The following is a 13,055-nucleotide window of genomic DNA, read 5'->3' as shown; positions in this document are numbered from 1 at the left end:
GTTACGTAGATGGCGATACCGTAACGTCGTTCGGCTGTCCGAAACCCGGACGAGTGTTCCGAACTGCCGTGATTCTTTGCGGTTTTGAAAACAAATTTTCTTTCTACAAAAGGTGGCGGGGGTGAATGCGCAAGCATTATGGGCGATACTCCCCACCCTTCGAGTACGAGGCAACGAACCAACGATGGCAACTCTCGAGATCAAGAACCTCCACGCACGTGTCGCGGAGGAAGACGGTGAGCAGATTCTGCGAGGTGTCGACCTGGAAGTCAAATCCGGCGAGATCCACGCACTGATGGGTCCCAACGGGTCCGGCAAGTCTACGACTTCTAAAATCATCGCCGGGCACCCCGCCTACGAGGTAACCGACGGCGAAATCCTCCTCCACCTGGAGGACGACGACTTCGGCGACCTCGAAATTCCGGACGACGCCCGCACGTGGAACCTTCTGGAACTGGAGCCGAACGAGCGCGCCGCGCTCGGCATCTTCCTCGGCTTCCAGTACCCCGCGGAAATCGAGGGCGTCACCATGACGAACTTCCTCCGCACCGCGCTCAACGCGAAGATCGACGAGCGCGAGGAGCTCCTCTTCGGCGAGGACGACGAGGAAGAAGAAGAGGAAGCCGGCTACGACACCTCCCCGATGGAGGGTAACGTCGACGACGGCGAAGTCGGCGTCGCCGAGTTCCAGAAGCTCCTCAAGGAGAAGATGGACCTCCTCGACATGGACGAGAAGTTCATGCAGCGCTACCTCAACGCCGGGTTCTCCGGCGGCGAGAAGAAACAAAACGAGGTCCTTCAGGCCGCGATTCTCGAACCGTCGATTGCGGTTCTCGACGAGATCGACTCCGGTCTCGACATCGACCGCCTGCAGGACGTCTCGAAGGGTATCAACGCGCTGCGCGACGAGCAGGGCACCGGTATCCTCCAGATCACTCACTACCAGCGTATCCTCGAATACGTCGAGCCGGACCACGTCCACATCATGCTGGACGGCAAGGTCGTCAAGAGCGGCGACGCCTCGCTCGCGTCCGACCTCGAAGACAAGGGCTACGACTGGGTCCGTGAGGAAGTGTACGAAGCCGCGTAATCCCCCAACATCATGAGTTCCGACCAAGACCACCTCAAAGAGACAGACACGGAAGCTCGCTTCGAGTTCAAGAAGGAGCAGAAGGCCGCGTTCGTGGCCGAGAAGGGTCTCACCGAAGAGACCATCCGCGTTATCTCGGAGGACAAAGACGAGCCCGAATGGATGCTCGAGCGCCGCCTTCGCGCGCTCAAGCAGTACCAGAAGATGCCGATGCCGACCGACTGGCCCGGCCAGCCTGACCTCTCCGAGGTCAACGTGGACGAAATCGTCCCGTACATCCGACCCGACGTGGAAGTCCGCGGCGGCGTCGACGACTGGCGCGACCTGCCGGACGACATCAAGGACACCTTCGACAAACTGGGTATCCCGGAAGCCGAGAAGAACGCCCTCTCGGGCGTCGGCGCCCAGTACGAGTCCGAAGTCGTCTACCAGAACATGCAGGAGCGCTGGGAGGAGAAAGGCGTCGTCTTCATGAACATGGACCAGGCGGTCCAGGAGCACGAAGACATCGTCAAGGAGTACTTCATGACGAAGTGCGTCCCCCCGAGCGACAACAAGTTCGCGGCGCTTCACGGCGCTATCTGGTCCGGCGGCTCGTTCGTCTACGTCCCCGAGGACGTGACGGTCGAGATGCCGGTCCAGGCGTACTTCCGCATGAACTCCGAGGGCATGGGCCAGTTCGAGCACACGCTCATCGTCGCGGAGAAGGGCTCCGAAGTCCACTACATCGAGGGCTGTTCGGCTCCCAAGTACTCCGCGTTCAACCTCCACTCCGGCGGCGTCGAAGTGTTCGTCGGCGAGGACGCCCACGTCCAGTACTCGACCGTTCAGAACTGGTCGAAGAACACCTACAACCTCAACACCAAGCGCGCCATCGTCGAGAAGGGCGGCCGAATGGAGTGGATTTCGGGCTCGATGGGCTCGAAGGCCACCATGCTGTACCCGGCCTCGATTCTGAAGGGCCGCGGCGCCTCCGACAACCACATCACCATCGCCTTCGCGGGCGAGGGCCAGAACATCGACACCGGCGCGAAGGTGTACCACAACGCCCCCGAGACGAAGTCGACCATCGAGTCGAAGTCCATCTCGAAGGACGGCGGCCGCACGAACTACCGGGGTCTCGTCCACATCGCCAACGGCGCGAAGAACTCCTCGACCGCGGTCGAGTGTGACGCGCTCATGTTCGACAACGAGTCCACCTCGGACACGATGCCGTACATGGAGATCAACGAGTCCACGGTGGACGTCGCCCACGAGGCGACCGTCGGCAAGATCGGCGACGAGGACATCTTCTACCTCCAGTCGCGCGGTCTCGACGACGACGACGCGAAGCAGATGATCGTCTCCGGGTTCATCGAACCCATCACGGAGGAACTGCCCATCGAGTACGCGGTCGAACTCAACCGACTCGTCGAACTCGAGATGGAGGGTAGCCTCGGATAACCAATGAGTGCGCAACTTCCCGCAAACCTGTCCGCAGAGACGGTACGAGAGATTTCGGACGCACGGGACGAGCCGGAGTGGCTCCTCGAGACCCGACTCGAGGCCCTCGAAGCACTCGACGAGCTCGAACTGCCGGACGTCATCCAGACGCCCGGTCGCCGCTGGACGAACCTCGAAGCGCTCGACTTCGAGTCGCTCGTCGACCCGCTGAACCAGGCCGACGAGACGACCCGCGAGTCGCCCGAGGGCGTCGTCGTCCTCCCCTTCACGGAGGCGCTCTCCGAGTACGGCGACCTCATCGAGGAGCGCTTCGGCTCCGTCGTCGACCCCCAGTCGAACTACCTCACCGCCCTCTCGGCGGCGCTGTTCACGACGGGCACGTTCATCTACGTCCCCGAGGGCGTCGACGCCGAGGACGTGAAGATTCGCGCCGAGATGAACTCTCGGTCGCTGTTCAGCCACACGCTCGTCGTCACCGAGAAGTCCTCGTCGGTCACCATCCTCGAAGCCGTCGAGTCCGGCGACAGCGTCGACGACGCGCGGTACTTCTCGAACCTCGTCGAGATCGACGCGGGCGAGAACTCGTACGTCCAGTACGGCTCCCTGCAGAACCTCGACGAGGAGACGTACACGTACTCGCTCAAGCGCGCCGACGCCGACACCTACTCGACCGTCAACTGGATCGAGGGGAACCTCGGCTCGCGGCTCACCCGCAGCGACGTCGAGACCGAACTCAACGGCGAAGCGTCGGAGACGAAAATCGTCGGCGCGTTCTTCGGTCACGACGACCAGCACCTCGACGTCAACGCCCGCGTCTGGCACAAGGCCGAGAACACGACGGCCGACCTCGTGACCCGCGGCGTCCTCGACGACGAGGCGCGCTCGGTGTACGAGGGCGTCCAGGACGTCGGCCGCGACGCGTGGAGTACGAACTCCTACCAGCGCGAGAACACGCTGATGCTCTCGGACCAGTCCGAGGCCGACGCGTCGCCGAAGCTCATCATCAACAACCACGACACCGAGGCGTCTCACGCCGCCTCCGTCGGGCAGGTCGACGCCGAGGACCTGTTCTACATGGTCTCTCGGTCCATCCCCGAAGAACAGGCCCGTAACATGCTCGTGGAGGGCTTCTTCGTCCCCGTCCTCGAAGAGATCGAAGTCGACGAGTTCCGCGACGACCTCGAGGAACTCATCGCGGCCCGCCTGCGGTAGGCAGACCGCTCCGCGGCGCGGCTTCGACGACCGTTTTTCTCGTCCCGCCGACCCGCGAGGGAACCGCTTAAGTCGGTTACTCCCGGAGAGGTGTGTATGTACGTCGTGGGACCGTGTCTTCGAACGTCGAGGGGGACGAGTCCGTGAGCGTCGGGTATCAGGTCACCTCGGACCACCAGCTCGCCCGACTCCTCCAGATCGGTATCGTCCTCGAAGAGGTCGTGGAGGCGCGCGCCTACCACCACCACGAGGAACTCGGCGAAGACGCGCTCGACGAGGAGGTTCGAGCCCTTCTTTCGCACGCCGCCGAGGAGTCTGCCGACCACCGCGAACGCCTCGAAGCCGTCATCGACCGGCTGGAGGTCGACAGCGTCCCCTTCGAGGAGATAGAGGCGCTGGTCGAAGCCCAGTACGGCCAGACGAAACCCGAGGACTTCGACGGCGTTCTCTACGACCAACTCTGTAACGAGGAGACCGCCTACAAGTTCTACGACGACGTCATCGAGGCCATCGAGGCGAGCGACGCACAGTTCTCTATCGACCGCGAGGAACTCGTCGCGACGCTGTCGGCGATTCGCGAGGAGGAAGCCGAGGGCGTAGAAGAAGTAACGCGAATCATGGAAGACCGCGAGTGAAACGATGAACACGGCAGACCAATACGTCAAGGCGATTTACCTGCTGCAGGAGATGGAGAACGGCCCGGCAGCCACCGGCGCGCTCGCGGACATGATGGAGGTGAGCCCGGCGAGCGCGAACGAGATGATCGGCAAACTCGAATCCCGCGGCCTCGCCGAACACGAGAAGTACAAGGGCGTCACCCTCACCGACGAGGGTATCGTCCGCGCTCGCGACGCGCTCCAGACCTACTGCATCATCGAGCGCTTCCTCTCGAACGTCCTCGACGTCGAGGAGTTCCGCGCGGAGGCCCGCGAACTCGAACCCGTCATCGACGGGATGATCGCGGAGCGACTCGACACCATCATCGACCGCAACTCCGAGTGCCCCGACTGTTTCGACCCTGAGACGGACGCCTGCGAGTATCTCGAGGTGTGCGGCGCGGAACCCGAGACGGAGACGGAAGTCGCCGATTAATCGCCGCCGGCGACCGGCCGGAACCGAAGCGTTTTCATTTACCAGCGGATAACCGACGAGTGCGCAGTCCCGTGGTGGTGAGCAATCTCGAAGAGATTGCGAGGCACAGGGGACGAGTGAACGACGTGACCGAAGTCCCGTGGTGTAGTGGCCAATCATAGCGGCCTTTGGATTGGTTCGGTTCAATGCGTGCCGAGAAGACAGCCGCTGACGGCGGTTCGAATCCGCCCGGGACTACTACCTCAAGCGTTCTAATCCTGACTGGGACCGGTGTTGTCCGGTTCCGGTTCGTTCTACAACCCTACGAGTTCAGGTCTGTAGTGGGTTGCCCGCACAGCCATAGACACACCGCTTTGAGGTGGTGAGTGCCAACTGACAATCTAAAAAAGGTAAACCGAGGCTAGAACTGCAGCCTACTGCTCTTCTTTCTCCGCCTGAACCTTCTCACTGACGAGTGAGTAGGTCTCTTTGGTGAAGCGATATTCACTTGGGTCGGCGTACGGGAGCAGCACGGTCCGGCCTACGGCTTCGTTCACCTTCTGCCTGACTTGGTTGACATCGTACGGATTCTCTACCTCGCTGAGTAGGTCTCGTGTGATACCCTCGCGGTCACACACCTGACTAACTAGCGTGTGAAGAGCACTTGCGTCGCCCCAAGGTGCTGCGTTTCGGGTGTCTCGGGTCGAGTCGTACTCGACATCCAAGATGATGGGGTTTGTCCCCCCTTGAAATTCCAGGGTGAGATAGCCGTCGTCGACGAGGTCGTTCAGCAACCGAGTGTACTTCAGCGAGGTGAGTACACGGTCTTTGTCGTCGATGACATCCTCGACGGCTGTCGATTCCTTCACGTCGTCGTGAAGGTTTGGACGTTCGAACGTTTGAGGTCCGTTGACGTAGGCAACGGTCTTTGCTACTCGCTGTCGTGCCGGGGTGAGTTCATCCCACGGCGTATGGTCGGTGGTGGTGTTTGAGTCTGTGGTAGAGCTCATTGTGCCGCATCCGACCGATAGCGACATGGGTAAACTATTTGCTTAGGCTAATCTAGATATAGATAAGCCCTGATAGCCTACCGTGTCGCAGGGACCCCAAGTCCCTTCGGCCAGATAGGGGTGTTGAAGGGGCTGCACAATCGGTCCGCGCGGTTCCCTGGCAGGTTCCGCGGACCGAACTTACTGCGTTTCTCACATTGATTAGGTCGTGAACTACGACGTTTGATGTAACATGCGTGCGACGACATATAAGTATTACTCCGAGAATATGGGTTTCAAACCTATATTAGAATTCCTGGGATATATGACTGGATCATCTTCTGTGTCAATACTGACCGTCTTTGTGCCACAAGCATCCCGAATCATGGCTCACAAGGAAATGCAGCATAGTTTAGAAACACCTGTTATCAAAAAATCCAGAGATATTTTTCATCTCTGGGAAAGAATTATGTCTGCAGAACTCGACTGAATGAGATAGAAATGGAAACTACTGTGACATTCGAATATGGGCCGATGACTGTAGAGATTCACGCTCTAAACGACGAAGATTACCAAGAAGAGGTCCTTGACCTCATGCAATTCATCGAGAATAATCAAGACCAGTTCAATGAATTCGGCGTGGATCAAGTGTCTCCGGAAATAGAGTCGGATAAAACTGAAAGCACTTCTTTGGAATCCTTTGCTCAGAATGGAGTTGAAGAAGAGAATACAGAACCGGGGCCATTGCACTCAATTGCATCACAACTTCATGTATCTGAGAGTCAACTTGAGAGATTTCTCCACGTAAACCCTGATGACGACGAAATGCCAGTATTGTATTCCGAAGAATTAGGAAAGATTGGAAAAAGACAAACAGACCGACAACGGGTCGCTTCACTAATACTGCTGTATGTGTGGCATGAGTGCTACGAGGCAAACCGTGTAAAGTCGTCAAAGCTCAAGGATGCGCTTGAATTGTCTAGTATCTCTTCTTCAGGAATGGCAAATATGTATCAGGGCGAAGGAGATCGATACTTCAATAGAGCAGGCAGGGGGCCCTCCGCAACAGTCAAATTGACTCCACCTGGAAAGAGACAAGCCAGAAAAATCCTACGTAAGTTCACCCAGAAAGATGGCGGAGAAAATTAAAACAAGGTGAAGAACGAGCGTTTGCTTTCTGTATCTCTTCTCTGATGAAGCGGTTGTTATGAGCTAAGCGTGGAACAGGGGGTGTCGTGTGCTCTTGAACTACTCTTGCCTCGTTTGGTGCTCGTGCTTTCTGGTTTTGAGACAAAGAATCACGACCTCACCATGTCGATAAATTGTCTCATTCTCTTGCTCTATACGGTCCCTCAATTAGATCGTGATTAGGTGCGGATGATCCGGAGATAGATACGTGATGCAGCGGTGTTTATTTGCTGCTCTGAAAAGACAGGTCCGCTAAGAAAAGTACAGCGGAGAAGTATCTGACGAACTTCTAAGACGGTAGTCACCTAATATAGTCCTGATTCAAAAACACGACACGCCGAATCATTTCGTCGCCGAGCGATTTTTAATACCGGACAATGACAGTATACTAACGTGTCTCTGCTGCACCCGGTGTCGACCGCTCGCCACCTCGCGTACTCCCTCCACTACGCGCTCGTTCGGGCGAACTACGAACGACGGTTCGTCGCCACGAAGAAGCACGTCGGGCGCACGAGTTTCAGGAGCTACGAACTGTACAACCGCCACGGCAACGACGTGCTCCTGCAGGCGCTGTTGCTCGGTCTCGACGACGATGACGTCGTGGTCGACGTGGGCGCGAACACGGGAACCTACACGCTCGCAACCGCGGCCAGCGAGTCCTCCGCGCGGGTGGTCGCCGTCGAACCGCATCCCGAAGTCGTCGGCCAGTTGCGGGCGAACGTCGAGGTCAATGACTTCGACGACCGGGTGGACCTTCTCGAGTGCGGCCTCGGCGAGGCCGACGAGTCGCGGGAGTTCCACCTGTCGAGTTACGACGAGTTGGGTTCGTTCTCGCGGGACCACGCGAGCGCGTGGGAAGCGCAGGTCGTCGACACGGCGTCGGTGTCGATGCGGCGGCTCGACTCGCTCGTCGATTCCGGGACGGTTCCGCCGCCGGACCACCTGAAGGTGGACGTAGAGGGGTTCGGTCTGAACGTGCTCCGGGGGGCGGAAACGGTCCTCCGCGAGTACCGGCCGACGGTGTATTTCGAACTGCACGACGCCCGCGGGAGCCACGACGAGGCGGCGGCGAAGGCCCTGCTCAGGGAGGCGGGCTACGAACTGGTCCCGGTCAAGGAAGGTTGGGTGTGCGAGCCGCGGGCGCGGACCGAGGCGGCCCAGTCGGCGTAGTCGCGGGCGGTCAGTCGGGTTCGGTCGGGGTCGAATCGGCTATTCGAGGACGAAGTTCACGCGCTCGTGAGCCGAGCCCTGGGTGGTCCGGCCGGTGACGGAGACCGTGCCGATGTCGCCCGTCGCCGAGACGTGCGTCCCCGCGCAGGCGGTCCGGTCGAAGGGGTCGTCCGGGTCGCCGATTTCGACGATTCGGACCTCTCGAATCGAGTCCGGAAGCAGGTGCAGTCGGGTGCGCTCGGGGTCGAGCGTCGCCTCGGCCTCGTCGCGGTCGAGGCCGTACCACCGAACGGGGAGGTCGGACGCGACGAGGTCGTTCAGGCGCGTCTCGATGGTCCGGAGGTCGTCGCCGTCGAAGCGGTCGTAGGCGCAGTCGAGATGCGCGTGGTCGGCGTACAGCTGGTTACCGGTCGTCTCGGCGTCGAACTCGTCGAGGAGGACCGCAGAGAGGAGATGCTGGGCCGTGTGGTAGCGGCTGTGTGCCCGCCGCCGCGCCGCGTCGACGCGTCCGAAGACGGCCGTTCCCGGCTCGGGGGCGTCGCCCGCGACGACGTGTTCGATTCGGTCGCGTTTCCGCACGTCCGTCACGTCCCACGTCTCGCCGTCGCCGCTCTCGCCGTCTCTCGATAGGGTGCCCGTGTCGTTCGGTTGGCCGCCGCCGGTCGGGTAGAAATAGGTCCGGTCGAGGACGACGCGGTCGCTTCCGCGGACCGTCTCGACGGTCGCCTCGAACTCGTGTGTCGTCGCGTCGTCGAGGTATCGTGCTTCGGTCACGGCGGGGACGACGCGGTCGTTCGAGTTAACTCCCGCCGATGTGGCACCGAGTCACACCGCCGGCCACGAGACCCGGTCTGGTCGCCCGAGAGCCCGGTTCGCGCGACTCAGGGTGGTCGTAACGCCTAAGAGTGGAACGACCCTCATTCCGTGTAATGAGAATACGCACGTGCCAACACCTACGGAGGTTCTGCCGTGGGCGTTGAAATCAAAGAGTCGGCCGTCTCCGACGCGGAGTTCGAGGATATGAAGCGTTTCGTCTCGGACTATCTCTCTGCGAGCGTCGAAAACGAAGACGACGGCGGGCGGATGCGCTGGTACCCGTGGCACTCCGCGGAGTACCGGTTCAACCACATCCTCAACGTCGTCGACCTCGCGACGCGCATCGCCGACCGCGAGGGCGCTGACGTCGACGTCGTCCGCGTCGCCGCGCTCTTTCACGACATCTCGAAGCTCGAAGCCGACCAGGAGGTCCACGCCGAGGAGGGCGCTCGCGTCGCCCGCGAGTTCCTCAGCACCCACGGCGACTACCCCGAGTCCTTCGTCGACCAGGTGTGTCAGGTCGTCTCCGACCACTCGTATCAGGGCCCGCTGACGGACGTGTCGCTGGAGACGCGCTGTCTCATCGAGGCCGACATCCTCGACAAGATCGGCGCGAACGGCACCGCGCTGATGCTCCTGCGGATGGGCTACGAGGCGCGGACGCACATGGACGCCGCCGAGATGGTCGAGCGCGTCTTCGAGCGCGGCCGCGACGCGTCCGCGCGTCTCGAGACCGACACGGCCCAGAGCTTCGCTCACCAGCGGCTCAAGCGCGTCAAGTGGTTCCGCGAGTGGCTCGAAGACGAGGTCCCCGAGATGGACCACGACGGCCAGTTCAGCGGCTGAACGCCGGCGCTCTCAGAGCGTATCGAGAATCGACAGTACGCGTTCTTCGGCGTCGCGGCCGGGGTCGTGTTCGGAGCCGTCGCGGTCGCTGTCGCGGTGGTCCGCGACCGACCGGCGCATCGCCTCCTCGACGGGGGTGGACTCCCACCCGAGACGGGCGAGTTTGTCCGTCGCGAGGACGTGCGGGTAGTCGCGGTAGAGGATGAAATCGTCCATCGAGAGGTCCGTCGCGGCGAGTTCGCGCTCGCCCGCGTGGACCACCTCGACGTCGGTGCCCGCGGCGTCGGCGATGACCTGAACCATCTCTTCGAGCGTGACGAGCCGCCTGTCGCCGACGTTGTAGGCCTCGCCGGCCTCGCCCTCCTCGGCGACGACGCGCATCGCGCTCGCCACGTCCTCGACGTAGGCGCGGTGCCAGACGTTCGTCCCGTCGCCGGGGACGACGACGCGGTCGTAGTTCAGCACGCGGTCGATCCAGTAGTCGAGGCGCTCGGTGTAGTCCTCGGGGCCGTAGACGATACACGGGCGGACGGACATCGCGTTGATGCCCCGCGAGGCCGCCTCGAAGACGACGCGGTCGCCCTCGGCCTTCCGCGGGCCGTAGCTCGCGCCCGAGTCGTCTGCCGCCTGCTCGTCGGTGCAGTCGCACAGCGGCGTCTCGTTTTCGCGCTTCGGGATGACCTCGCTTCCGTAGGCCGCGCCGCTGGAGATGTAGACGTAGGCGTCCACGTCGGCGAAGATGTCGACCGCGGAGGCGACCTCGGCGGGCTTGTACGCCACGCAGTCGAAGACGGCGTCGGGGTCGACGGTCAGCTTCGCGGTCCGAAGCGCCTCGTCGTCCGTTCGGTCGCCCTGGACGTGCTGGACGCGCGGGTCGTCCTCGAAGGGGTTGTCGTGGTTCCCGCGGTTGAAGATGGTCACGGCGTAGCCGCTGTCGAGGAGTTCCGAGACGAGGTGGCGGCCGATGAACCGCGTGCCGCCGATGACGAGTGCGTTGTCCATGTCTCGGTCGAAGGCGCGCGCGGTGAAAAACGTGGGAGAATCGGCGGTGGGTTCCGGGGACCCGCGCTATTCGTGGGTGTCTCACTCCACCCGTTCGAGTACCACGCCGTCCTCGAATCCACCGCGCTCGGCCGCCTTCTCTCTCGCCACCGTCTCGACCCACTCCCAGTCCTCGTCGCACCGGTCGAGAACCGCGTCCACGACGGCGAACACGTCTGCGAGTTCTTCGAGGCGTCCCGATTCGGCGAACTCCTCGGCCTCTTCGACCAGTTTCTCGCGCAGCCGCTGGTCGAACTCTTCGTCGTCTGCAATGTGGACGGCCGGTGTCTCGCCCGATTCGCGGATGATTCGTGGAATGTCGTCGCGGACGAGTTTGTCGTACTCGCGGGGCATATCGTCGAGTTCGGACGGTCGGTGAAAAAATGGGACGGCAGAGGGGTGACGGAGGTCTTTCCCCCGAAATCAGTCGGTCGAGAGACTGACGGTGTCGGTGCTCCGGTTCCCATCCGGCCCGGTGACGCGGAGCGTCACGTCGAGTGTGCCACAGAAGTCGAGCGTGATCTCTGTCGTCGAACCGCGTTCTTCGAACGATGCGCCCTCGCCGAACTGCCACTCGTAGGTCGCCACCTCACCCGTCGACGCGGTTCCGTCGAGGCCGACGGTGGTCCCGGAATCGAGGTCCGTCGAGTCGGCGTCTTCGGGGTCGGTGACGATGCGGGCGACCGGGGCATCCGAGGAGCGCGGGAGATTCCTCGAATCGGGGGCGGTGGGACTCCCTTCGAGGGCGAACACCCCGGCCTGCTCGGTGGACTCTTCTTCCAGATAGCCGGCGAAGATTCGTCCGCCCGCGAGTGCCGGCGTCGATGCTTTTCGGGACGGTGCGCCCTGCTCGTGTCGAACCAGATAGGACCACTGTGGGGACCCGTCTTCGGTCGAGAGCGCGTGTATCGTGGGGTGTCGGCGTTCGCGTTCGAACTCGCCGACGGACTTGGGGATGGCGCTCCCGCCGAGGTAGACGGTGTCGCCGGCGACGCTCGGGTCGCCGTGGAGTTCGGTCGAGGTGTCGTGCGTCCACAGCACGTCTCCGGTGTCGGCGTCGAGCGCGTAGACCGTCGAGAGGATACCCTCCTCGGCCACCGAGTCCACGTCGAGCGCGGTGGTGACGTAGACGGTGCCGTCGGCGACGGCCGGTGCGCTGATGAACCGCGCCGACTCCTCGCCGTCGGGTGTGAGTCTCGTCTCCCACTCGATGCTCCCGTCCTCGTCGCTGTGTGCGACGACTCGGTTTATCTCGTCCGTGCGGAACCGATTCCCGGAGGAACGGTAGATGCGACCGTTTTTGTGGGCCGAGTCGACGAAGTTCACACCGTCTTCCAGCACCGCCGTCCACCGCCTGCTCCCGTCGTTGGAGTTCCACGCGACGAGTTCGTTCGCCGCGTCGGTGTACGTCGCCATCCCGTAGAGCGTCTCGTCGTCGCCAATGTAGGGATAGGACCGGTACGACGCGTCGGAGCGCCACACGACTTCGCCGCTCTCGGGGTCGAGTTCCGCGACGACCGACTCCTGTTGGTCCGGGTCTGCGCTGGCGTTTGTCAGGTGCTGGACGTAGAGGGAGCCGTCGGCGATGAGCGGCGTCCCGAGCCACTCCTCGTCCGGACTTGCGTAGTCCGCTGGTGTCTTCTGCCAATTAATTTCGCCGGTATCCAAGTCGAGCGCGTGGAGGCCACCGTATTTGACGTCCGAATCGGTGTATCCTGCCTCGCTCGTCACGAAGAGCGTCCCTTCTGCCACGGCTGGAGTGTCGGTCACCCGGCCGATTCCGGGCTCTGACGCCCCGTACTCCGGTGCGATGTATTTCCAACGTTCTTCGCCCGTGTCGACCTCGTAGGCGACGACGCCCCCGCGGAACGTGCTGTCGTTGGTGTAGAACGTCTGGAAGACGGCCCCGTCGTCGACGAGTACCTCGTTCGCGCTGGTCTTATGCCACGTTCCGTCCAGCCACGACAGGGCGGCGTACTCGTCGTCGGGCGCCGATTCGGGAGCGACTGCACCGGTGCGTCCCGGTTCGGCACGAGACTGCGACCAATCCTCGGTCGTGACCGTGTCCGATTCTGCCGTCGAGTGACTGTCCGCGAGCGAGGTGCCGGCCACGCCGGATGCCGTGAGGGCACCGAGCGTGGCGAGGACTGTCCGGCGCGAGTAATCTCGGGTCATGTCCACGCCGACAT

At 62.1% G+C, this 13,055-nt stretch carries 13 protein-coding genes and 1 tRNA gene; 9 read left to right on the top strand and 5 right to left on the bottom strand.

Going from position 1 to position 13,055, the window contains the following annotated elements; all coding sequences use genetic code 11:
• Nucleotides 1-184: 184 nt before the first annotated feature.
• The 6 genes from C454_RS03150 to C454_RS03125 all read left to right on the top strand — a co-directional run bounded on the left by C454_RS03150 (nt 185) and on the right by C454_RS03125 (nt 5,074).
• Entirely contained in the window at nt 185-1,090 is a 906-nt protein-coding gene (locus tag C454_RS03150; protein ID WP_004972570.1) for an ABC transporter ATP-binding protein, read from the top strand.
• Between the two features lie 12 nt (nt 1,091-1,102).
• Nucleotides 1,103-2,533: a Fe-S cluster assembly protein SufB gene (gene sufB / locus C454_RS03145; RefSeq protein WP_004044077.1), complete on the top strand. Its 1,431-nt coding sequence runs from the start codon at nt 1,103-1,105 to the stop codon at nt 2,531-2,533.
• Nucleotides 2,534-2,536: 3 nt separating this feature from the next.
• Complete coding sequence (gene sufD, locus C454_RS03140; protein WP_004972569.1) at nt 2,537-3,745, top strand: Fe-S cluster assembly protein SufD; 1,209 nt, start codon at nt 2,537-2,539, stop codon at nt 3,743-3,745.
• A gap of 143 nt (nt 3,746-3,888) precedes the next feature.
• A complete protein-coding gene (locus C454_RS03135; protein WP_004972568.1) occupies nt 3,889-4,380 on the top strand; it encodes a hypothetical protein in 492 nt (163 codons plus the stop codon).
• 4 nt (nt 4,381-4,384) lie between these two features.
• Nucleotides 4,385-4,837, top strand: coding sequence for a metal-dependent transcriptional regulator (locus C454_RS03130; protein WP_004972567.1), 453 nt, complete (start codon nt 4,385-4,387; stop codon nt 4,835-4,837).
• 133 nt (nt 4,838-4,970) lie between these two features.
• Nucleotides 4,971-5,074 (top strand) — tRNA-Gln (locus C454_RS03125).
• Nucleotides 5,075-5,250: 176 nt separating this feature from the next.
• Here C454_RS03125 and C454_RS03120 read toward each other — a convergent pair.
• Nucleotides 5,251-5,826 (bottom strand): hypothetical protein, encoded by a 576-nt coding sequence (locus C454_RS03120; RefSeq protein ID WP_049905006.1) that lies wholly within the window; start codon nt 5,824-5,826, stop codon nt 5,251-5,253.
• 480 nt (nt 5,827-6,306) lie between these two features.
• Between C454_RS03120 and C454_RS19755 the strand changes: the two genes are divergently transcribed.
• Nucleotides 6,307-6,954 carry a hypothetical protein gene (locus tag C454_RS19755; protein WP_081605182.1) on the top strand — a complete coding sequence of 216 codons (648 nt, stop codon included), beginning with the start codon at nt 6,307-6,309 and terminating at the stop codon, nt 6,952-6,954.
• Between the two features lie 450 nt (nt 6,955-7,404).
• Nucleotides 7,405-8,163, top strand: a complete 759-nt coding sequence (locus tag C454_RS03115) for an FkbM family methyltransferase (RefSeq protein ID WP_004972564.1) — start codon at nt 7,405-7,407, stop codon at nt 8,161-8,163.
• A 39-nt stretch (nt 8,164-8,202) separates the two neighbouring features.
• Here the strand turns inward: C454_RS03115 and C454_RS03110 are convergent, their stop codons facing one another.
• Nucleotides 8,203-8,937: an alanyl-tRNA editing protein gene (locus tag C454_RS03110; protein ID WP_004972563.1), complete on the bottom strand. Its 735-nt coding sequence runs from the start codon at nt 8,935-8,937 to the stop codon at nt 8,203-8,205.
• Between the two features lie 195 nt (nt 8,938-9,132).
• Between C454_RS03110 and C454_RS03105 the strand changes: the two genes are divergently transcribed.
• Complete coding sequence (locus C454_RS03105; protein WP_004972562.1) at nt 9,133-9,825, top strand: HD domain-containing protein; 693 nt, start codon at nt 9,133-9,135, stop codon at nt 9,823-9,825.
• 12 nt (nt 9,826-9,837) lie between these two features.
• Here the strand turns inward: C454_RS03105 and C454_RS03100 are convergent, their stop codons facing one another.
• The 3 genes from C454_RS03100 to C454_RS03090 all read right to left on the bottom strand — a co-directional run bounded on the left by C454_RS03100 (nt 9,838) and on the right by C454_RS03090 (nt 13,041).
• Nucleotides 9,838-10,827 carry an NAD-dependent epimerase/dehydratase family protein gene (locus C454_RS03100; RefSeq protein ID WP_004972560.1) on the bottom strand — a complete coding sequence of 330 codons (990 nt, stop codon included), beginning with the start codon at nt 10,825-10,827 and terminating at the stop codon, nt 9,838-9,840.
• A gap of 81 nt (nt 10,828-10,908) precedes the next feature.
• Complete coding sequence (locus C454_RS03095) at nt 10,909-11,220, bottom strand: nucleoside triphosphate pyrophosphohydrolase (RefSeq protein ID WP_004972558.1); 312 nt, start codon at nt 11,218-11,220, stop codon at nt 10,909-10,911.
• Between the two features lie 69 nt (nt 11,221-11,289).
• Nucleotides 11,290-13,041 (bottom strand): outer membrane protein assembly factor BamB family protein, encoded by a 1,752-nt coding sequence (locus C454_RS03090; RefSeq protein WP_049905005.1) that lies wholly within the window; start codon nt 13,039-13,041, stop codon nt 11,290-11,292.
• Between the last annotated feature and the right edge of the window lie 14 nt (nt 13,042-13,055).

Origin of the sequence: Haloferax gibbonsii ATCC 33959 (assembly GCF_000336775.1) — an archaeon.
Lineage (GTDB): Archaea > Halobacteriota > Halobacteria > Halobacteriales > Haloferacaceae > Haloferax > Haloferax gibbonsii.
The sequence above is the reverse complement of the archived record's forward strand: the minus strand, read 5'-3'. Positions and strand labels throughout refer to the sequence as shown.

Bases quoted from the DNA above. Each gene is read 5' to 3' on its own strand.
- C454_RS03150 (WP_004972570.1), top strand. From the start codon at position 185: ATGGCAACTCTCGAGATCAAGAACCTCCACGCACGTGTCGCGGAGGAA.
- sufB (WP_004044077.1), top strand. From the start codon at position 1,103: ATGAGTTCCGACCAAGACCACCTCAAAGAGACAGACACGGAAGCTCGC.
- sufD (WP_004972569.1), top strand. From the start codon at position 2,537: ATGAGTGCGCAACTTCCCGCAAACCTGTCCGCAGAGACGGTACGAGAG.
- C454_RS03130 (WP_004972567.1), top strand. From the start codon at position 4,385: ATGAACACGGCAGACCAATACGTCAAGGCGATTTACCTGCTGCAGGAG.
- C454_RS03120 (WP_049905006.1), bottom strand. From the start codon at position 5,826: ATGAGCTCTACCACAGACTCAAACACCACCACCGACCATACGCCGTGG.
- C454_RS19755 (WP_081605182.1), top strand. From the start codon at position 6,307: ATGGAAACTACTGTGACATTCGAATATGGGCCGATGACTGTAGAGATT.
- C454_RS03100 (WP_004972560.1), bottom strand. From the start codon at position 10,827: ATGGACAACGCACTCGTCATCGGCGGCACGCGGTTCATCGGCCGCCAC.
- C454_RS03095 (WP_004972558.1), bottom strand. From the start codon at position 11,220: ATGCCCCGCGAGTACGACAAACTCGTCCGCGACGACATTCCACGAATC.
- C454_RS03090 (WP_049905005.1), bottom strand. From the start codon at position 13,041: ATGACCCGAGATTACTCGCGCCGGACAGTCCTCGCCACGCTCGGTGCC.